The sequence below is a fragment of the Paenibacillus abyssi genome (assembly GCF_014640295.1).
Taxonomy (GTDB): domain Bacteria; phylum Bacillota; class Bacilli; order Paenibacillales; family Paenibacillaceae; genus Paenibacillus_D; species Paenibacillus_D abyssi.
In genome coordinates this window covers 298,323-318,686 of sequence record NZ_BMGR01000003.1, presented here as the reverse complement: position 1 = coordinate 318,686, position 20,364 = coordinate 298,323, and the positions used below count along the sequence as shown (strand labels likewise).

Sequence of the window (20,364 nt, the reverse complement as noted above, 5' to 3'; positions counted from 1 at the left end):
GCACTTCCCTAATGGTAATCCTCTGCTATTGGGTTGTAAAGTGTAAAAAAAGACTTAACCGGCCGAAGCCGGTCAAGTCTTTTTGCACAATGTTTATAATCTGTAAATTAAGCAATGAACATCTGTACCCATTCACCTTTGTAATAGGCGACTCCGATTTTCTTGAAGTTTTTGCTCATAATGTTTGCACGGTGTCCGGAACTGTTCATCCATGAATTCATGACCTGCTGTGGCGATTGTTGTCCACTCGCGATATTCTCGCCCGCATACGAATATTGGATCCCATAGGAGCGCATCATATCAAAAGGCGAACCGTAGGTCGGAGAAGTATGGCTGAAATAGTTATTATTATACATGTCCTTCGCCTTATCCATCGCAACTCGGGTCAAAGCCGGATCAGAGACAAGCGCAGGCAGGCCTGCTTTGGCGCGCTCCTGATTCACTAATTTTACGACTTGCGCGGCAAATGCATCTTGATTCACAACGCTCCCGCTTCCCGCGTTGCCAGCAGGAGGCGTATTCACCGGTTTTTGAGTTACTGGTTTTTGAGTTACTGGTTTTTGAGTTACTGGTTTTTGAGTTACCGGTTTTTGTGTGACGGGTTTCCAATTTGGATTGTTAAGCAGCGGATAAGACGCAATCAGCTTATCCAGATCAACGCCGTATTTGTTTGCCAATTGGTATAACGAGTCACCGCTTGTTATCGTGTACGTATAAGGATAAGCGTTCACTGCCGCTGCAGCTTCCACAGGCTTTGCAGCCACTCCCCCTCCGGCCACGATCATCCCTGCGACCAACATACCCGCGATTCCACGATTAAGTTGTTTTTTCATGAAGACCTTCCTCCTCGTGTTCTGTGTAGTAGGTTGTCTAACTCGACGTCCTTCATATTAACACGCCAGACGGAAGGTTTCATGCCGTAAATATTGGAAATTTACTGGGAAACTAGATTTTTTTCATGCAAAAATTCGGCAAATCGGCTATGCTTACGCATCGATTTTTCGTGAACCAAATTCAATTTTCCGTTATCCATCCGGCCGAATCGCTGTTCAAGTTCTTCATTTTGATGCGTCCAATCGAAATCGGCGATAACATTCAAACATGCCGTCCAATCCGGATTGTATTTGCCATCCTTATACAGAAAATCATGAGCATATAATGCAATGCTTTCCTGCACAACCCGTGTAGATGTAATATATTGTGACAACCCGGGCTGTTCAGGCAGATGGGGCAGCACACCATTTATAAATTGATGCAGCATCTCCACATGCGATGCAAGATCGGAGCGAATCCGCCGCGCCATTTCATAAGACGGCTGCATTTTTCCCGTGAACAGTAAGGTTGCCGTAGAATAGAGCCAGCTGAAGCACGTATAATTTTTGTTAAATGAAGTCAGATTGTTTCTGCGTTCAATTCCCGCCGATTTGAGCAGTTCGTTATGATCGGCGACCTGCTGCATGACAAGATTCAGCGGATCGGTAGAGTCGAAGGAGTGACCAAGCTCCTTGCTCACAAGCTGCACCTTGGAGTTAATATCGCCGAACAGCTGCTTCTCTTCCTCCTCGTTCAGGCCAATAAATAATTGAACCGACAGCTCGCTTTCGGTTAAGTCCAGCCTTCTTGCCTCAATCTCGGCGATCAGCCCCTCCGTTTGCTCAAGCTCCTCCGCCAACGCAAGGTCCTTCGGTGCCCTGCGGCATTTTATCTTTAATTGGGAAGCTTTGCGCTCTACTTTGCGGACTTCCTTCAATAATTGTTCATTCACATAACCAAGCGCAAGAATACGATGCTGTCCATCGAGTATGCTCAGCTTTGAGCCATGCCTCAGAATAACTTGCTCACCATCGCGCGCAAGCTTGTTCACTTCCCTCAGCGATAAAGTTACCGGTCCGAAGAAAACGTGATCCAACTCCCGTTCCTGCAAATAGTTGGCAATTTTTCTAAGCTGCATCGCACTCAGCTTACGTTGGACCATCGGGTCAACCGAAGTGTAGTTCAACAAATCCTGCACACGCAGTGAGACAGTCGCTACCCCATATTTATCGCAGTATGGATGTATCGCCATTTGCAATCGTAATCCGTCCATTATTCAGCCGCCTCCTTATCAGTGATCAGAGACATATGCTGATCATTATAAAAGCCGCGGATAAACTGATAGGCTTTCATAATCCGGCTTCTGCGGGGCAGCCGGTCCTTCTCGTCATCCTTGTAAATTTCCTGCCATGGTATATGCGGTAAAATTTTCATAGAATGGGCTAATGCGTATTTATTAAACTGCAGCGATTTATAGGCTTCCTCATGAAAGAACAGTGCGAGCGCAATTTGAATATTTTCGGACCAGCATATGACTGATTTTTCGGGCTTAGGCAAATAGTGCAGCAGCATGCCAAAGTACTCGCCGGCTTGATCCATACCTGTTTTTAATTCATGCTCCGTATAATGGTAACCGTTATTCCGGGCCGCCGATTTCAATCTTCCTTCCTGCAGGGCAATGGCCAGTTCGATGACCAGATGGTAACTGAATAAATAGGACGGCGCTTTCCCCCGCTCAGAGTACATATCGATCGGAATTTCCTGCATCACCGGATATTCCTCCACAAGGCGTGTCGCCATGACATGATAATAACGGCGTTGATCACGCAGAACTGCAAGGTTACCGCCAATTTTTCGGGGCAGCTTATTAATGTCGGAGAACAATTGCCGCTCTTGCTTGGCGTTGATGTCCAAATATATCATGACGGACATCGGAAAGTCATACAGCTTGCGCAGCCTCTCCGTAACTTCTTCCATGCGTTCATATTCCCTGCGGTCTTTGGCTCTGGCCATATTGCTTTGAAGCGTTTCCATTAATCTGCGGAATGCAGCCAAACGATGCTGGCCGTCAACGACATAACATTTTTCCATCGGCTGTAAATTCAATGTCTTCGACTCTGCGTCATATTGGCCGGCCCCGCGGGCGGACAAGATAATTCCCGGGAAGTAAACGGTCTGTCTGTGTTCAAGATACAACAGGATGTAGTCCATTAATTTGGATAAATTTTGAGGGATAAGTTGGCGCTGTACTTCCAGATCAATTTCGTAAATGGAAAACAGCTTGCTCATCGGTAAAGTTGTAGACAACGTAGTCTGTCCGAAGGTTCGCGCTAATGCCCCCGGCACTTCCACATACGAGGCGCTCTTATGCTGTGAAATCAGATCGGATAAGGATTCAATCGTATCCAAAATAAATTCACTCCTTTTATATAATCACTGCTTTGCGTCACTCTTTAACTTCCAATTATAATAAAACGGTCTTGATATTTACATCATCATTTTCCGCTTTAGAATACGGATTTGTATGCTGATTTTTGCGCAATTATGATTTTTTAGACAAAAGAAAAAGGCATCCCCTTGGATAAGGATGATGCCCGTATTTCTTCCTATTAACGATTGGTGAGCTTGGCCCAAAAACCGCCCTTAAATTGCTTCGGTTCATGAGAAATGACAAAGGCCTTCGGTGCCAGCTGGTTCAATGTATCCATTAATCTTCGTTCATTGCTGCGCTTTACCAATACCTGCATGACAAGCCGCTTGCCGTCTCTGCCGTCACCTAACCACGACGTGACGCCGTAGCCAAGGTCTCTTAGCCTGTTGGGCAGATCTGTCGCCAATGAATCTACAATCACTTGTACCACCAAGTAACCTAGCGCCAAATATTCTTCAATCTTACTGCCAAGATATACACCTAGTCCAAAACCGATACAGTAAGCGGCCATATTAATCGGGTTATCCAGATTGCTGAGCACCAGATTCAAGCCGGTCAAATAAATGAACACTTCGGCCATAGCTAATAAAGAAGCCGCGCCCTTCCGGCCTTTGATGACCAGAATGAGGCGCAGCGTAAAGATGGAAACATAAACAACGTTAATGGCGACAATGGTCGCAATAAGTGTCCAGGATATCATCGATGTTCACGGGTTGCAATAAACCCGGGGCGTGGCTTCTGGCCGGAGAAAGGCTCTACCAGGCGGTTTTCCACACTATTATAGACCAAAAAAACGTTACTGCGGGGCAGCGGGGTAATATTGCTGTTGGAGCCATGCATCGTATTGCAATCAAACAATACAATCGAACCAGCTTTACCGACAGCGGTATCAATTCCGCCTTCCTGAACGATCTTCGTTAAGCTCTCCGGATCCGGAACACCATAATCCTGACGCCGAAGCGATTCTTTGTAATGATCCTCAGGCGTTTGGCCTACACAGGTAATGAATTTTTTGTGCGAACCGGGAACAACAAGCAGCGGTCCATTGTAGTGATGGTTGTCTTCGAGCGCGATGGAACAGCTGAGCGCCCGCATCGAAGGCATCCCATCCTCAACATGCCACGTTTCAAAATCGGAATGCCAGTAAAATTCTTTTCCAGTGAAGCCCGGCTTATAATTAATGCGGGATTGATGGATATACGTTTCGCCTCCGAGCAAATGCCCGATGACCTTTTTTAATCGCGGATGCTCGGACACACGCTTGAATACTTCATTGCTATAGTGAATGGCAAAGATCGAACGCACCTCATCGCCGCCCGGCTCCCGAATCACTTCATCGGCAGCTTTCGTGCGATATTCTTCCTGAAGGCGGGAGAGCTCCGCCCGCCACTCGGCGATCTCTTCATCAGAGAAGAAGCTCTCGATCATCAGGTAACCGTTCTGCTCATAAAAGTCCGACTGTTCCTTCGTGATCAAGCTGTCCTCCGTCCACTCCGAATAGACAACCGGATCTTTGCGGTCAATCATTTCCGGCTCGGCACTAATTCTCGATGGATACTTATCCACTATAGTTTTAACTTCCGTATTTACAGGCATGTTTTGAACATCCTCCTTTTTTCTTCCTTCAACTAATTAAACGTTTTGACAGAACATTTATATGGTTCAGCACCACTCCTCTAGTCAAGGAGCGGATAGATGCCTTCTTTATCATGTACCTCGCGCCCTGTAAGCGGAGGATTAAAAACGCAGATCATCCGCATCTGCTTTGTCGCTCTAAGCCAATGCTTCTCATGGCCGTCGAGCGCATAGAGCGTGCCCGGACGAATCGGATAAACCGGTCCGCCCTCTGGCTCAATCTCGCCTTCGCCTTCAATACAATAGACGGCTTCTACATGGTGTTTGTACCAGATCCATGTTTCTGTGCCTTCTTTAATAATCGTATCGTGCATCGAGAATCCCATATGATCCTTCTTTAACAACAATCGCCGGGCGTTCCATGTAGCGGTATCGATATCGTCCTGTGTATTGATAATATCTTCCAAATGTTTAACAATCATGCAAAGAATGTCTCCCTCCGATTTAGGTTTGCAGCTGTAGCTCCGGTGCGGACTTCTGTTTTTGCTCCATCATCTCGTTCATTGCTTCTCTCACAACCCGAAGGCCGCGCTCCAACAATTCCTGTTCAATCGTCAGAGGCGGCATAAGTTTGGCAACCTCGTCCCTCGGTCCGGAAGTTTCCATAATAATGCCGCGCTTGAAGGCTTCGGTGCACAGCTCGGAAGCGAGCTCAGGCTCAGCGAATGCGATCCCTTGAATAAGCCCTTTGCCTCTGATCTCAGCATCGACACCCGGATGCACAAGCAGCATTTGCTCAAGCGATCTGCGTATCATATTCGCTTTCCTGGCAATCTGCGGTTCAAAATCACTGTCGACCCAATAATCAAGCGCTTCCGACGCCGCTACAAATCCGAGATTATTTCCGCGGAACGTGCCGTTATGCTCGCCCGGATTCCAAATATCGTACTCCGGTTTGATCAGCGTTAACGCCATCGGCAAGCCAAAGCCGCCGATCGATTTGGATAAGCATACGATATCCGGGTTAATGCCTGCATCCTCAAAGCTGAAGAACGTGCCGGTTCTGCCGCATCCCATCTGCACATCGTCCACAATCAACATAATGTCGCGCTCGCGGCAAATCCGTTCGATTTCACGAAGCCATTCATCGCTTGCGGCATTCAAGCCGCCTTCACCTTGAACGGTTTCGAGTATGACAGCCGCCGGAATTTCAACGCCGCTACCAGGATCGTCCAGAAGCTTCTCCATATAAGCAGCCGTATTCACCGACTGGCCGAAGTAGCCGTCATACGGCATAAAGGTTGCATAAGGCAAATAGACGCCTGCCCCTTTGCGTTTAAATTGGTTGCCCGTCGCCGACAGAGAACCGAGCGACATGCCATGAAAGGCATTCGTAAAGCTGATGATCTCCGTCCGCCCTGTTACTTTGCGGGCGATTTTCATCGCGCTTTCCACAGAATTCGTGCCTGTCGGGCCGGGGAACATGATTTTATAATCCAACCCCCGCGGTTTCAGAATCAAGTTTTGAAAACGACTCAGGAAGGTTTCCTTTGCCTGAGTTGCCATATCTAAACTGTGCGTGACGCCATCCTCCAGCAAATAATCGATCAGCTTTTGCTTGATTCCCGAATTGTTATGTCCATAGTTCAACGCGCCTGCACCGGCAAAAAAATCAATATACTCCTTGCCGTTCGTATCCCATAGTCTGGCGTTCTGCGCCTTATGAAAGACGGTTGTGAAGCTGCGGCAGTAACTGCGCACCTCGGATTCCAGTTGTTCAAACACCTGCATCGACGGTTGTTCTTGCTTTTGGTTGCTCACCAAATCCCTCCAATTAGTTAAAATTTTATTTTCAAGTATTATTCTTATGAAATGGACCGATGCGAAGCAGCGGTTCATCTTCATGGGTATGACCTGACGGAAACAGTCCGGCTGGATAGCCCTCTTCATGTATAACTTCCAATGGGCAGCTGTGTGCTGCTGCGACCGATTGAAACAGCCGCCTGGAAGCTTCATTCGAAGGACTTACCGTTGCTTCCATAAATACAATACGCTGTGCACCGTGACGGCTCAGCAGTTCATTTAACATCGCTTTCCCCAAGCCTCTTCCCCGAACCTCCGGATCGACTGCAACCTGCCACACGAATAGCGAGTTTTCACGATCCGGCGGGAAAAAAGCGGAGACGAAGCCGACGGTTTGACCCTTCTCTTCCGCAATGACACAAGTGTCCTGAAAGAGATTGCAGAACATCAAGTAACAATAGGCGGAGTTCAGATCAAGCGTTCCTGCACTGCTTATGAGCTCCCACACGGCGGCGCCATCCTTCTTATCCGGAGGTCGCAGCGTAATCGTCTGTTCCTGTTGCATACGGCACCCCCTTTCACTACCTAGCGAATCCGTTTTAAGAACGACTGCAGCCGTTCGCTTTGCGGATTCTCGAAAATTTGCTCCGGCGGGCCCTGCTCCACGATATGACCTTCTGCGCCGAAGATGACCCGGTCGGCTACCTCGCGGGCAAAATCCATTTCATGCGTAATGAGCATCATCGCCATTTCGCCTTCCTCAGCGATCTCTTTAATGACGGCGAGCACTTCACCCACAAGCTCGGGATCAAGCGCCGAGGTCACCTCATCGAACACCATGACCTTAGGACGCATAACGAGCGCTCTGGCAATCGCTACACGCTGCTTCTGTCCACCCGATAGTTTGGCCGGATAGACATCCAGCTTATCGGCGAGTCCCACCTTGCGCAGCATTTCGATGGCACGATCATTTGCTTCTTCCTTGGACAAACCGAGCACCTTACGCGGCGCTTCCGTTACATTGCCCAGTACCTTCATATGCGGAAAAAGATTGAAATGTTGAAATACCATGCCGATCTTCGTCCGCATCTGATGTAAATGCGCTTCACTCGCCCGAACCAAACGACCTTTTTTCTCCACATGCCACAGATGCTCGCCCTCGACCTCAATCGTCCCGGATGTCGGTTCTTCAAGCGTCATCAGCATTCGGCCAATCGTCGTTTTCCCTGATCCGCTCGGTCCGATTAAAGCGATTTTCTCACCAGCCTGCATCTCCAGATCGATACCATGCAGCACTTCAAGGTCACCGAACGATTTCATGACATTGGTATATTTCACCATCGGAACTTTATTGACGGAGCCAACTGATACCTGCTTCGCCTGTTCTTCCATAGTCAAGCTCATCAGTCTCACCCCTTCCTTGCCTATACATATACCCAATTATTCAAATTTGAAAACTTAGAATTTGAATGCAAACATTCATTTGGCACTCCGGCTTAGCGGGTATGTCTTTTTCCCAGATGTTTTTCCATTATGCCGACAAGCAATGATACCAGCAGGCTGATCACCAAGAACAGCAAACCAATAATGGTGTATGGCTCAAACGGCCTCCAATCCATCGAGTTGATGTTTTTTGCTGTTGTCAGCAGCTCCACTACCGTTATCGCGGCCAGCAGCGGCGTTTCTTTAAACATGACAATCAAATAATTGCCCATAATCGGCAGAATCGGAGGGAGCGCTTGCGGCAGAACAACCGAGGTCCACGTACGCGCTTTGGAAAAATTGAGCGCACGCGCCGCTTCCCATTGTCCCTTCTCCACCCCGTCTATACCGGAACGATACACTTCCGACATGTACGTACTGTAATGCAGTCCCAGTCCGATTACGCCTGTCATGAACGCTGTCATAGAAAAGCCGAACAAGAGAGGAATACTGTAGAACAAGAAGAACAACTGCACCAGAAGAGGCGTGCTGCGAATAAATTCCACAAATCCGAATACGGCCATACGTATGGCCTTTACACGCGACCGGCCTAACACAGCCAGCAGCAGTCCGAATACACTAGCGAGCAAAAATCCCCAAAACGTAGCGTATAAAGTAACCTTTAATGCGCCTAGCAGCCTTGGAAGGATTGATAGGGCATAATCCCAATCCCACATTCAGATCACATCCTCCCCGCCGACAGTTTGCGCTCAAGCATTCGCGCGATCATTGAAATAATAGAAGCCATGATAAAATAAATCAGAAGCAGCAATCCGAAAATTTGCGCCGTTTGCGGCAGATAGAGACTGCGCAAAATCATCGCTTGATACGTTAAATCCGTAAGTGTAATAAAATAAATGAGTGAGGTGGCTTTCAGTAATTCAATCATCAAATTATTAAACGGCGGCAGCATACGCACCAGAGCCTGCGGGAAGATGACTCTGAACATCCTTTGGGTAGGTGTAAGATTAAGCGCTTGCGCCGCTTCCCATTGTCCTTTCGGCACTGCAAGTATGGAGCTTCGCACGATCTCTGCACCGAATGCGCCGAAATTCAGGCCAATGGCAAGCACCGCAGAGGTCATCTTGGATAGCTCAACGCCCATCAAAGGGAGCGCATAATAAACCCAAAACAGAAGGACAAGCAGCGATACTCCGCGGAAAATCAATACGTAAATATACGATATCCCGCGAATAATTTTAAATTTGGAAAGCCGCATGATTCCTGTCACCGCAGCGAGCAGCAAGGTCACGATTGCGGAGAGGAGGGTCACCTGGGCAGTGATGACCGTGCCCTCCCACAATAGCGGAATCCATTCCCCGATAGACCCCATTTGTTATCCGCACAGCTCCGCGGCGGTCATGTCGCCCGGCAGCTCTTCCTCGGTAAATCCGAACTGCTGGAGAATCGTTAACAGCTCGCCGGAATCCTTCAGCTTCTGCAGCTCCGCATTAAATGCATCGCGGAATTCGGTATCCGCTGGACGGAATGCGGATGCTCCGTAACCTCTAACGCTCTCGCCGTCAATAATGGGCTGCTCAAAATCCATTACCCGCTCAAGGTTATCATCCTGTGCTGCGTCCAAGCGGGACTGCAGTGCAGGGCCTGTCATGGTCATCACGTCTGCTGCGCCGGATTGAAGCGCGCTGACTGCCGCATCCTGATCCGGAACGATAACCATACGATCCTGCGGAATTCCCGATTTTTCGAGATATTCAATTTCAATCGCGCCGGTCATAACAGCAACCTTCGCCTCGCTGTTTGCGATATCTTCATAGCTGTTCAGTCCCAATGGATTGCCCTTTTTCACTGCAATCGCTTCACCGATGCTGTATTCCGGATCGGCGAACGCAACCTGCGCGCAGCGGTTAGGGTTGATGAACATCCCTGCTGTAATCATGTCGAAGCGGTTGGCCTGCAGGCCGCTGATCAAACCGCCGAATTCCGTCAATTCTCCGCGCATCTCCTCAATACCCAGATTGTTAAGAATAACGCGGGCGATTTCTACTGCTTCGCCAGTCAGCGTGCCGTCAGCTTCTTTGTATGCATATGGATTTTCATTAGCAAAACCTACGGTTATGTAGCCCTGCTCAATTGCTTTTGCCAAGGTCCCCTGCTCTCCTGTATTTTCTCCAGACCCCGTTGTGTTTCCATTTCCGTTACCAATTCCATTAGACGTCCCCTCATTGCCATTTCCGCATGCTGCAATCAGTGCGATCATCGACACCAACAGCACCATCCATAATCCCTTTCTCACTTGAATCCCACAACCTTTCTCTATTTTTTGGTTCGCACTAATAATGCTAACATGGATCAACAGGCGAGTCATTTCCAGCAAGTTTCCATATTTCCGGAGAATTTCTCCTCACTTGGTAAGTGAGGAGATTAACTGGCTGAAACTCCTTATTCCTCCAATATATTGCCATATCTTTATAGATACGGCGGTTTACCCCCTGCATAGATCTATGTTATAAAAGCGAGCCATGCTCAGAAAATAAACAAAAAAGCAATGAATTCAACCATAATCGGCTGAATTCATTGCTTTTTTTGTTGTTTTTGAAAAATATTAGCAAAACAATTGCGTTTTCAGCCATTTCCCGCAGACGGCTGTCCAATTCGCGATATGCTCGTCATGTTCGGCCATCCCGAGCCCATGCCCGCCGTGATCATATACATGAAGATCGAACGGTACCTTGGCACGGCTTAGCGCAGAAGCAAACATCAGGCTGTTCTCAACGGGTACCGCCTGATCTTCTGAAGTATGCCACAGAAAAGTGGGCGGCGTGTCTGCGGTTACGTGCAATTCATTACTTAATTGCTGGATGTACTCATCCTCAGGTGCCTCGCCGAGCAAATTCTGCTTGGACCCTTCATGGGTATACGGTGCCTTCATCGTAATGACCGGATAACATAACACGAGCAGATCCGGCCTGCATGATAACCGCTCCATGGGATCATCCGCCTGCTTGTTTCCCAGATCGTAACGGGTGCCTGCCGTAGAGACCAAGTGACCGCCTGCAGAGAAACCGAGAATCCCAATCCGCTGTGCATCGATCTTTAAGTCCGCCGCATGATGGCGAACATACCGGATCGCCCGCTGCGCATCTAGCAGCGCGCATGGATACTTATAAGGCGCCACACGGTAACGAAGCACAAAGGCGGAAATGCCAAGCGAATTCAACCAGCGTGCAATCGGCTCTCCTTCGTGATCGGCACGCCTTCCATATCCGCCTCCAGGGCATACGATAACGGCCGCGTGGTTATCGCCCTCCAGCAGATAAGGAAATAAAGCCGGACGGTCCTCATCCGCTGCTCCTTGAGCAAACGGCGCCCCGTCCGGCCATAATTCAAACATTACGCTCTCAGGTCGAGCCATCGAATTTCCTCGTTTGTCAGCTCGATAAGAGCCGCATCGCGGCAGGATACCATCTCTGCTTCATTGCGCGCGCCAATAATGGCCGCAGTAGGAAACGATTGATTCAGCACATAGGCCAGTGAAATTTGAATGGTCGCCACACCTTTTTCTTTACCGAGCTGCTCGGCCCGGCGGTAGCGTTCCCAGTTCTCATCGTTGTAAAATACGCGTACCAGATCGGCATCGGAATGATCGTCCGGGGAAAAGCGGCCGGTGAAGAAGCCCCTTGCCTGGGAAGACCAGGAGAAGATCGGCATACCGGTGCATTCATGCCACTCCAATATCTCTTGATCGACGCTGACGCAATCATGCCAGTAGGGCTCTTTTGCTTTGGCTAAGCTGAGATTCGGACTGTTAAAGCTAAATCCGCGAAGGCCGTGCTGCTCCGCATAGGCATTGGCCTCTTGAAGACGCTGCCACGACCAATTCGAAGCACCAAACGCCAGGATCCGACCGGCTTCGACATGTTCATTGAGCGCTTCCAGAATAACACCTACCGGAATGTCCGTATCATCGCGGTGCAGCGCATATAGATCAACGTAATCGGTACGCAGGCGGTCCAGGCTGATCATCAATTCTTCCCGAATCGCTTCAGGATTCACCCGCTTGCCGTCTTTGTTCGGATGAGCGCCCTTTGTCCAAAGATTGATCTCTTTGCGGTTTTTGCGCTCCTCCACCCACATGCCGATCGCCTGCTCGCTTTTTCCGCCGCAGTATACGAACGCGGTATCGATCGTGTTCCCGCCGATGGAGACGAATGCGTCCAGATTTGTGCTTACGAGGTCATAAACCTCCGGTGCAAAATAGTCCGACCCCATGATCAAACGGGAAACACCCTGATTCAATCCATCAATATGCAGTGTTTTCATTTGCATTCAGCTCCTTTTAGGATAGAGTAATACGTTTGCGCTCATACGCGGATTGCAAACAAGCATCAATCACCTTCATGCCCGCGACCGCATCGGCAGAAGCGAATTTTGCCGCCTGATCGCCCCACACTACCGAAGTAAAAGCGTCCGCTTGAAGTGCGTATTGGTTCAGCTCCGGCTGTTGTTCTTCGCGGCGGCCATCCTTGGTTGTCACAAAGAAATTCGGATTGCCAATATAAGCCGACGGAACCTCGATAATGCCATCTGTCCCGAGCACCTCAAGCGTATTGCGGAAGGCAGCCCACATGCCGCAATCAAACGTTAATCCGACAGCATTCGGGAATTCGACGATTCCGGAAGCCATCATATCGACATTGTCATGCTCCGGAGACAACAGCGCATGAACGGTGACCGCTTCCGGCTCTGCTTCGAGCAGCATACGAGCGGCACTGATCGGGTAACAGCCAACATCATAGATCGAACCGCCCCCCCAATCCTTACGGTAACGGACATTTGTTTTGTTGCTTGCATTATTAAAAGTGAAGGCGCCATGGATACCGCGTATTTCACCGATTTCACCTGATTGGATAATTTCTTTGATTCGGTCATAACGCGGATGATGACGGTACATAAACGCCTCAGCCAGATGAACGCCTGCAGCTGCACAAGCCTCCACCATCCGCTGCGCTTCCGCTGCATTAAGCGCGATTGGCTTTTCACAGAGCACATGCTTGCCTGCTTCGGCCGCACGAATGGTCCACTCCATATGCAGATGGTTCGGCAGCGGAATGTAAACGGCATCAATTGAATCATCGGCAAGCAGCTCTTCATAGCTTCCATAAGTCTTCGGAATTCCCAGCTTTGCCGCGGTTTCTTGTGCTTTGCTTAACTCCCGGCTTGCAATAGCGGCGACCTCGCCTGTTTCAGATTCCTGGATACCGGGAATTACAGATCGTATTGCAATGCTGGCACAGCCTAAAATGCCCCAACGTAATTTTTTGGCCATGGTACACTTCACATCCTTTCAAGATTTCGACTTTATTATAAAACAACTAACGCCAGCGCGATATAAAAGGGTTTTCATTCCGATAAAACAATATTCATCTCGTATACCTTTCTGACTTTACCATCATCATTGTGATAACGACGAAAAGAGAGCTGCCCCTTCGTAGTTATAAAACAAACTACATGGAACAGCCCTCTATTTACACGTATTTAAGATACCGTTGCCGCCATCGCTGATTCTGTCAATCGATCCATGGACGACCGGACCGCCTCCGCCTTCACAAGCTTTAGCCGCTGCTCATGGGAAGCAGAAGTGAAGAAGTGATCCTGTCTGTATAGACGAAGCAGAGCTTCCTTAGCCGCTTCTGCAGCACAATGCTCCGATTGCAGCAAATGGAAACAGATTCGGTAGCAGTCATTTTCTGCCTCGCGCAGGCATTGGATCCGCTGTGCTTTGTCCATCGCAGGCACTCCTCCTTTATTACTTCAATGTAATGATATGCGTTACAAATTGGTAGGCATTATCCACAATCTTCGTGCTCGTTGTCATAATCTGTTTGCCGGATGGACTCCAGCGCAGCGTATTGGCCGCATACTCCATATCGACGGCGATTTGCGTGATCTTCCCTGTTACCGCATCCGCTACGAATACGCCTTTGTCTCCTCCCGTCTCGGATATTGCATTATAGACCAGCCGAGTGCCGTCAGGCGACCAGCTTGTTCCAAAGATTTGCGTGGTGCTCATCGTCAGCGTTGTCTTCTCTTTTCCATCCAAATCGGTGATAAGCAGCGTCATTTCCGTTTCCGAGGTACGCTTAACAAGCGCCAGCTGCTGGCTATCCGGGGAAGGGATAATCCATACGACTTCATCCATTAATTTGCGCGGCTCTTCAGATTGACCTTCGATCATATACAAGACATTTCCCGATCCAATATAATAAATCCGGTTTCCTACCTTTTGGGCATCAAATGCATAATCGCCTGTATCCGCTGCAAGCTCGGTATCTCCGGTAATATTGGCCGTGTAGAGCTTTCCGTCCACTGTCGAGAAGATCACATTCTCGCTGTCCATCCATTCCCCTTCATAAACAGGAATCGGATCATCACTTAATTTGACGGATTCCTTTGTTGCCATATTCATGATCATGCCATACGCTGTTTCCTCGATCGATTCTTTATAGAACAGAAACTTTTTATCCGGAGACAGCATGGCAAAGCCTTGATTGATGCGTGCCGCCTGGAGCGGACCGGTCGATTCACCTTCGCCACCCAAATGATGGACATACAGGTTTTTCGGATACATCTCTTGGCCCTCTACGTTTAACGGATCCATATCAAAATTATCTTTACTAATAATGATCTCCTCTTCACTGATCCAATCCATCCCGCTTACGCCCTCGATCTCATTAATGTGATCAACGACAACCTCATCCGACCTTTGCTGTTCTTTGTTATCGATTACCGTTATTTCCTTGCCCGGCTTTTCAATGACCTGCCGTTCTTCCGCCTGCGGCTGGCTGCAGCCGGCTGCCGCAGCGGCCATCAGGCACGCTGCCGCACAAGCCAATACCATTCGTTTCATGTTAGATGCTGTCATATTACATACCCTCCTGTTTGTTATGACATCATCATAACCGGCAAATATTTCGTCTACATCTCAGCTTGTTTCGAAGTTGTAAACTTTTCAGCATCAATTGGAAAGGTAATCATAAATATCGTGCCCTGCTGATCTCCACTGTGTATAGTCAGTTCTCCCCGCTGCTTCTCAACCAATCGCTTCACAAGCGATAACCCCAATCCTGTTCCGCCGGAGCCGCGGGAACGATCCTTATTGACGGTGAAGAACGGTTCGAATATTTTGTCTCTTACTTCCTCAGGAATGCCAATGCCCGTATCGATCACCTGAATGCGCACCCGCCCGCTGTCAACCTCACTTTGAACCTTAATATGCCCATCCGGAACATTATATTTGATCGCATTGTCAATGACATTAATGAAGATATGCATGAGGCTCTCCCTGTCGGCCCACAATACAGCCGGCTCAAGCGAGATTTCAAGGCCGAGCCCGAATTTGGCGGCTTTGCCGCGCATTCTGCCGCAAATATCAAGCAGCAGCTCCTTAATTTCTACAGGCTCCGGCTGCATTTCAAAATCGTATTTCTCAAGCGCCGACAGCTGCAGCACTTTCTCCACCATCTCGTGCAGGCGCTCCGTTTCTTTGCCGATATTCATATGGGCTTCCTCAATCAGCTTTGGATCATCACGGTACATATCAAGCAGATCAACATACGCTTTAATCGAGGTCAGCGGTGTCTTAAACTCATGGCTGATATTTCCGATAAATTGCTTCTGCTGCTGCTCCAAGGCCTGCAGCTTCTCAATCGCCAGCTTCAGCTTGCGCTGCTCGTCTTCCATCGCCTTGATATGGTGCTCCATTTCTCTGCTCATATAGAAGATTCCTTGGCTGAGCTCGCCCAATTCGTCTCCGCGCTTGATCGGCTGCTGCTTCAGGAAACTGCCTTGGCGTATCGATTCCGCCGCATTTCGAAGCTTATAGATGACGGCAGCAAACCGGTGAAAATAAACATAACCGAGCAGAAAACCGGCAACCAGCACGACCAGCCCGGCGGTCAGAAACAAACGTTCAATCGCCTGGTAGAAGGCTTGATTGCTTTTTAGCGAGTAATGAAATTGAACGACTCCGATTTGCCCGGATGAACCGTATAAAGGAGCCATGTATACGAGGGATTCCCCTGAAATCTGATAGGCCGTTTTGCCCTGCAGCGCATAGGATAGCGTGTCCTCTACGCTTGGCATCTCGATGAGCTGCAGCGAGTTGCCGACTTCCCGGCCTTCCGCATTATAGATGATGACCGTCAAGCCGGACAGCCGGCTTATATCCATCGCCAGCTCTTGGCCCCGGCGCTGCAAAAAGATTCGATCCTCTACGCGCTCATACATCAAATAAGTTTGCCGGGCCCGCAGATTGGCAATCTCACTGTGCTTGGCCAGTTCATTTTCCACTGCAAGCCGTTGGTTCCTTTCAATCCCCTGCAGCACCAATTGGCTTAACACGCCCACGGTAGCGATCAGCAATCCGGCCAGCACGATACTAAGCTTAAGCTTTATGCTTATCTTCATAGCTGCAGATCTATTGCCTTATACCCCACGCCATATACGGTTTGCAGCAGCTCCTGATAAGTTTGGCCCAGCTTTTTGCGCAGGCGCTGGATATGGATATCCACAGTGCGGGTACCTCCTGCATAATCGATGCTCCAGACGAGCTCAAGCAACTCATCCCGCGTATAGACGCGTTCCAGGTGTGCAGCAAGCAGCGCCAGCAGATCGAATTCCTTTGGTGTTAATTCAATGGGCTGTTCCTTCAAATAAACCGCACGCTGCTGCAGCATGATGCGCAGCTCGCCGATTTTGACCGATAGCGGCGGCTCCTCCTGTGCCGAGCGTTCCATACGGCGAAACAGCGCTTTGGCCCTTGCCACCACTTCTCTCAGATCAAATGGCTTGGTCATATAATCATCGGCGCCAAGCTCAAGGCCGAGCACTTTGTCGACGATATCATTTTTGACGGTTAATAGAATGATCCCTACACCCTTGCGATTTTCAAGCCTCCGGCATACATCGTAACCGTTCAGCTTCGGCATCATCACATCCAGAACAATGACCTGGGGTTTAAAAACGGCTGCCTTGGCCAGCGCCTCTTCCCCGTCATAAGCAATCTCTACATTATATCCTTCACGGCGAAACGCATAAGCAATTGCCCCGGCAATGCTTTGCTCGTCGTCCACGACTAAAATTTTTTTCTCCATTACGTATTGCCCCTTAAGCGTAAACGGCTTTTATCCCAACACAGAATCCGCGCCGCGTTCGCATGTTTTCCGTTGTACGCATCATACAGTAAAACTATATCGCGAAGATGTCCAAAATGTTTCGAACTTGTATCCGTTATAAAGCCGCACTCATGTCATGCCAATTAACGGGAAGGCGGATCTGAATGCTCGTACCGCCGGCCTCTGCAGCCATCTCCAAATTCCCGCCATGTTCAATACAGGTGTGATAAGCAACCATGAACACGACCCCGGTCCCTTGTTCCTTCGTATTATAATGCAGCTCGCCTGCTGCATGACTCATCCAGTTCCCTGAGTCATCCGGGGAGCTGCGAAACCAAATGGACAGCTCCGCTTGGCCTCCTGCAGTCCGGCTTAAAGAAATAATCGGAGGCGATTCATCCGTGTGCATGTCCGATACTTCCATAAATAAACGGTTAAAAACCCGCCCAAGTTTAATTGGATCGCAAAAAACGGACGATGAAGGAAGGCCGGACCCCGGCTCATCTGCCTGGAGCAGCTTTGAAGCCGGGATTCCGGTTCGCTCCAAGGCCTTCAGGATCAGCGCTTTCAAATCCACCCATTCATATTGGGAAGGAGAAGATGCAGCCAGCATCAAAAAATCCGTTACAATCGATTCAATATGCGATACCTCGGACAGAATGGTCTCATAATGCAGAGGCTTTTGCGGTTTTGTTCTCATAAATTGCACGAGCCCTTTAACGGTTGTCAGCGGATTGCGTATTTCATGTGCGATCCCCGCCGCCAAATTGCCGATCACGGCCAGCTTTTCCGCTTTTTTAAGCTTCTCTTCACTCTTCATCTGATCGGTTAGATCCTTGCCGATTAGATGCACGCCTATCACTTTATCCTGATTAATAACGGGAATCGCAGTCATATTCAGATGTATGACCGCTCCTGCTTTATGTACAGCACGGATGTTATAATTTTGCGGAATTCCCCGGTACGTTTGGGATTCGAAGATTTTGAAATGGTCCCGGTCCTCTGGTACAAGCAAGGTCAGAAGCTCGCTTCCATGGAGTTCTTCCACGGTGTATCCGGTTAATTTTGTTACTGCAGGATTGGTCATTGTAATTCTCCCTTTGAAATCAAGAGAAAACAGCATGTCCGGGTGATGTTCAAACAGCGCATTCCAGCGAAGCGAAGAGATCACGGACCGCTCAATGGTGATGCGCCTGTCGAGAAATACGCCCAGAAATAATAATGCTGCCAATACGACCCCGGAAAGTCCCCCGGCTATGGCCAGAAAGCTTAGATTCATGGTATATGCTGCTGAAGACATGTGGCCCGTTTCGCTGCCAGGCACGAACACAGTTGCATAATTGCCCACATAATGCATGCCGGACACCGCTGCCCCCAAGCAAAGCGCATTGACAAGCTTCCATGGCACATTAATCGGCCTGGTTTGTTTTTTAGCCTGATAGAACTTAAATAAAGCCATATAGGAAAAAACAACAGCAAATAGAATGGATAAAAGGAAGGGAACAGGAAGATAAACAATACGTGAAGAGGTCACAATAGCCGCTATTCCTGTATAATGCATCGAGGCGATCGCCGCCCCCATAAACAAACCTGAGAGCAAATAACGCGTGGTGTTTACATTGCACATCAGCCAGAAAGTAATCAACGATACACCAACAGCAATGAACAAGGACGATACAGTCTTGAATAAATCATAATGTACGGGTTGCCCATAATGTTGTGCCAACATGCCGATAAAATGCATCAGCCATATTCCAATGCCCATTGAGGATGCACTGCTGAACAGCCAAAAATGATGATAGCCCGTCATCGACCAACTGCTTGCCCGCCCTGCCAACTCCAACGAAACATAGGCCATAACGATGGATACGACCACAGATAATACAACCAGCGGCACATGATATTCAATGGCATGCAGTTCCAAATTCTCACCCCATCTTCTCCTCGTGCTGAAGAACAATCCTTATCATTTATTGACAAAAGATGTCGAGTGACTCATTATATTACATTATCTATATTAATGAAATGCTATCATAAAGATATTAATGGAAATAACGACTTATGCACCATATGTTTCTATATAGACCAGGACTTTCTCTTCATTTATTCGCTTATGAATCTCCAAATAGCCGCATCGCTTGAACAGCGCTGCGGCTCATTGCAGCCAATCGGGTCCGTAAGCGGGACAGAAACGTCCCTTCCTCCGAGCCGACAACATAGGGACAATAATTGATTATCTCCCGTTTGCCTGGATTATAACAAAATTTTCCTGCTCTGTCTATTGGCTTCATTACAGTGAAAAGGGATTCCCAGGTCCGGAAATACCCAAGAATCACCCTATACGCTTCGTTAATCTGAATTATCACAATATTGTAAATAGTTTTTAAGAATCTTTTAATAATCGTAATGTATACTGTTATCAATTAATAATTGTTATTATGAAAAATTACGAAATTGGAGTGATCACATATGAGAACCATAATTCTATTTCAAAATAAAACAATACCAGTGTATCTTACAGAAGGCAACAAAAAAACAGTGGAAAAGCTCGCCGATACATTAAACCGCAAGTGGAGCACCGGAAAAAATGCGCTTAAGCATTGTCTCCGCTCATTGATCAGCGTAGAAGTTGTCGGCAGCGAAGCGACGCTGCATGCAATCAATGAGAAGGATACATTGACCATCTCTCTTTATTGATCTTTCCGAACCTATACAGGGCGATGCATCTGCCATCGAACGAAAATACAGCCAAGAGTGAAAGCTGTGCCGCATTTGCGGCCAGTAATCCGCTCTTGGCTGTATCTGTTTTTTCATAAGCTTGAGAAGAACTTGTTATATTATATAATAAAGGAAAACAGGAAAGGAGTAATTGCGCTTATGAGTTCCTTCCCCAAACTGCTGATCGTTGCTGGCATCGTCCTAATCGTTGTCGGTGTGATCTGGATGATTGGCGGCCGTTTTTTTAACCTGGGGCGGCTGCCCGGCGATATCGTCGTTGAAAAAGAAAACGTCAAATTTTATTTTCCGGTTGTCACTTGCATTATCATTAGTATAGTGGGCTCGCTGATTCTTTATTTAGTCCGCTTTTTCACGAAATAGGACTCGTATTTGTTATCCCGCAGG

Annotated in this window: 22 protein-coding genes; 2 read left to right on the top strand and 20 right to left on the bottom strand. The window is 48.3% G+C overall.

Features of this window, described 5'->3' with window-relative positions; genetic code table 11:
- Positions 1–107 precede the first annotated feature (107 nt).
- The 20 genes from IEW11_RS06145 to IEW11_RS06050 form a co-directional block, all read right to left on the bottom strand.
- Positions 108–833: a CAP domain-containing protein gene (locus tag IEW11_RS06145; RefSeq protein WP_188529974.1), complete on the bottom strand. Its 726-nt coding sequence runs from the start codon at positions 831–833 to the stop codon at positions 108–110.
- A gap of 101 nt (positions 834–934) precedes the next feature.
- Positions 935–2,086: a DNA sulfur modification protein DndB gene (locus IEW11_RS06140; protein ID WP_188529972.1), complete on the bottom strand. Its 1,152-nt coding sequence runs from the start codon at positions 2,084–2,086 to the stop codon at positions 935–937.
- The gene (locus IEW11_RS06135; protein WP_188529970.1) at positions 2,086–3,222 is read right to left on the bottom strand and encodes a DNA sulfur modification protein DndB; all 1,137 of its coding nucleotides are present in this window, start codon (positions 3,220–3,222) and stop codon (positions 2,086–2,088) included. Before IEW11_RS06135 ends, IEW11_RS06140 begins: the two co-directional genes overlap by 1 nt.
- A gap of 200 nt (positions 3,223–3,422) precedes the next feature.
- Complete coding sequence (locus IEW11_RS06130) at positions 3,423–3,944, bottom strand: DUF2179 domain-containing protein (protein WP_188529968.1); 522 nt, start codon at positions 3,942–3,944, stop codon at positions 3,423–3,425.
- Positions 3,941–4,840 (bottom strand): ectoine hydroxylase, encoded by a 900-nt coding sequence (gene thpD / locus IEW11_RS06125; protein WP_308422702.1) that lies wholly within the window; start codon positions 4,838–4,840, stop codon positions 3,941–3,943. Before thpD ends, IEW11_RS06130 begins: the two co-directional genes overlap by 4 nt.
- Before the next feature lie 80 nt (positions 4,841–4,920).
- Entirely contained in the window at positions 4,921–5,301 is a 381-nt protein-coding gene (locus IEW11_RS06120) for an ectoine synthase (protein ID WP_188529966.1), read from the bottom strand.
- A 22-nt stretch (positions 5,302–5,323) separates the two neighbouring features.
- Positions 5,324–6,640, bottom strand: coding sequence for a diaminobutyrate--2-oxoglutarate transaminase (gene ectB / locus IEW11_RS06115; RefSeq protein WP_229724975.1), 1,317 nt, complete (start codon positions 6,638–6,640; stop codon positions 5,324–5,326).
- Between the two features lie 31 nt (positions 6,641–6,671).
- Positions 6,672–7,187, bottom strand: a complete 516-nt coding sequence (ectA, locus tag IEW11_RS06110) for a diaminobutyrate acetyltransferase (RefSeq protein WP_188529964.1) — start codon at positions 7,185–7,187, stop codon at positions 6,672–6,674.
- A 20-nt stretch (positions 7,188–7,207) separates the two neighbouring features.
- Positions 7,208–8,026 (bottom strand): ectoine/hydroxyectoine ABC transporter ATP-binding protein EhuA, encoded by an 819-nt coding sequence (gene ehuA, locus IEW11_RS06105; RefSeq protein ID WP_308422700.1) that lies wholly within the window; start codon positions 8,024–8,026, stop codon positions 7,208–7,210.
- A 92-nt stretch (positions 8,027–8,118) separates the two neighbouring features.
- The gene (gene ehuD / locus IEW11_RS06100; protein WP_188529962.1) at positions 8,119–8,781 is read right to left on the bottom strand and encodes an ectoine/hydroxyectoine ABC transporter permease subunit EhuD; all 663 of its coding nucleotides are present in this window, start codon (positions 8,779–8,781) and stop codon (positions 8,119–8,121) included.
- Positions 8,782–8,786: 5 nt separating this feature from the next.
- Positions 8,787–9,437: an ectoine/hydroxyectoine ABC transporter permease subunit EhuC gene (gene ehuC / locus IEW11_RS06095; protein ID WP_188529960.1), complete on the bottom strand. Its 651-nt coding sequence runs from the start codon at positions 9,435–9,437 to the stop codon at positions 8,787–8,789.
- Positions 9,438–9,440: 3 nt separating this feature from the next.
- Entirely contained in the window at positions 9,441–10,361 is a 921-nt protein-coding gene (gene ehuB, locus IEW11_RS06090; protein ID WP_229724974.1) for an ectoine/hydroxyectoine ABC transporter substrate-binding protein EhuB, read from the bottom strand.
- Positions 10,362–10,670: 309 nt separating this feature from the next.
- Positions 10,671–11,480 (bottom strand): alpha/beta hydrolase, encoded by an 810-nt coding sequence (locus IEW11_RS06085; protein WP_188529958.1) that lies wholly within the window; start codon positions 11,478–11,480, stop codon positions 10,671–10,673.
- Complete coding sequence (locus tag IEW11_RS06080; protein ID WP_188529956.1) at positions 11,459–12,388, bottom strand: aldo/keto reductase; 930 nt, start codon at positions 12,386–12,388, stop codon at positions 11,459–11,461. Before IEW11_RS06080 ends, IEW11_RS06085 begins: the two co-directional genes overlap by 22 nt.
- A gap of 16 nt (positions 12,389–12,404) precedes the next feature.
- Complete coding sequence (locus tag IEW11_RS06075; protein ID WP_188529954.1) at positions 12,405–13,394, bottom strand: Gfo/Idh/MocA family protein; 990 nt, start codon at positions 13,392–13,394, stop codon at positions 12,405–12,407.
- A gap of 209 nt (positions 13,395–13,603) precedes the next feature.
- The gene (locus IEW11_RS06070) at positions 13,604–13,855 is read right to left on the bottom strand and encodes a hypothetical protein (RefSeq protein ID WP_188529952.1); all 252 of its coding nucleotides are present in this window, start codon (positions 13,853–13,855) and stop codon (positions 13,604–13,606) included.
- A 19-nt stretch (positions 13,856–13,874) separates the two neighbouring features.
- Positions 13,875–14,990 carry a TolB family protein gene (locus tag IEW11_RS06065; RefSeq protein WP_188529950.1) on the bottom strand — a complete coding sequence of 372 codons (1,116 nt, stop codon included), beginning with the start codon at positions 14,988–14,990 and terminating at the stop codon, positions 13,875–13,877.
- Between the two features lie 53 nt (positions 14,991–15,043).
- Positions 15,044–16,534, bottom strand: a complete 1,491-nt coding sequence (locus IEW11_RS06060; protein WP_188529949.1) for a sensor histidine kinase — start codon at positions 16,532–16,534, stop codon at positions 15,044–15,046.
- Positions 16,531–17,220: a response regulator transcription factor gene (locus tag IEW11_RS06055; RefSeq protein ID WP_188529947.1), complete on the bottom strand. Its 690-nt coding sequence runs from the start codon at positions 17,218–17,220 to the stop codon at positions 16,531–16,533. The genes IEW11_RS06060 and IEW11_RS06055 overlap by 4 nt, the downstream gene beginning before the upstream one ends.
- Before the next feature lie 136 nt (positions 17,221–17,356).
- Positions 17,357–19,165 carry an MHYT domain-containing protein gene (locus tag IEW11_RS06050; RefSeq protein ID WP_188529945.1) on the bottom strand — a complete coding sequence of 603 codons (1,809 nt, stop codon included), beginning with the start codon at positions 19,163–19,165 and terminating at the stop codon, positions 17,357–17,359.
- A gap of 545 nt (positions 19,166–19,710) precedes the next feature.
- On the opposite strand from IEW11_RS06050, the gene IEW11_RS06045 reads away from it, so the two are divergent.
- Together IEW11_RS06045 and IEW11_RS06040 are read left to right on the top strand one after the other, a co-directional pair.
- Positions 19,711–19,938 carry a 3-dehydroquinate dehydratase gene (locus IEW11_RS06045; protein ID WP_188529943.1) on the top strand — a complete coding sequence of 76 codons (228 nt, stop codon included), beginning with the start codon at positions 19,711–19,713 and terminating at the stop codon, positions 19,936–19,938.
- A gap of 180 nt (positions 19,939–20,118) precedes the next feature.
- Positions 20,119–20,340 carry a DUF2905 domain-containing protein gene (locus IEW11_RS06040; RefSeq protein ID WP_188529941.1) on the top strand — a complete coding sequence of 74 codons (222 nt, stop codon included), beginning with the start codon at positions 20,119–20,121 and terminating at the stop codon, positions 20,338–20,340.
- The last annotated feature ends 24 nt before the right edge of the window (positions 20,341–20,364 follow it).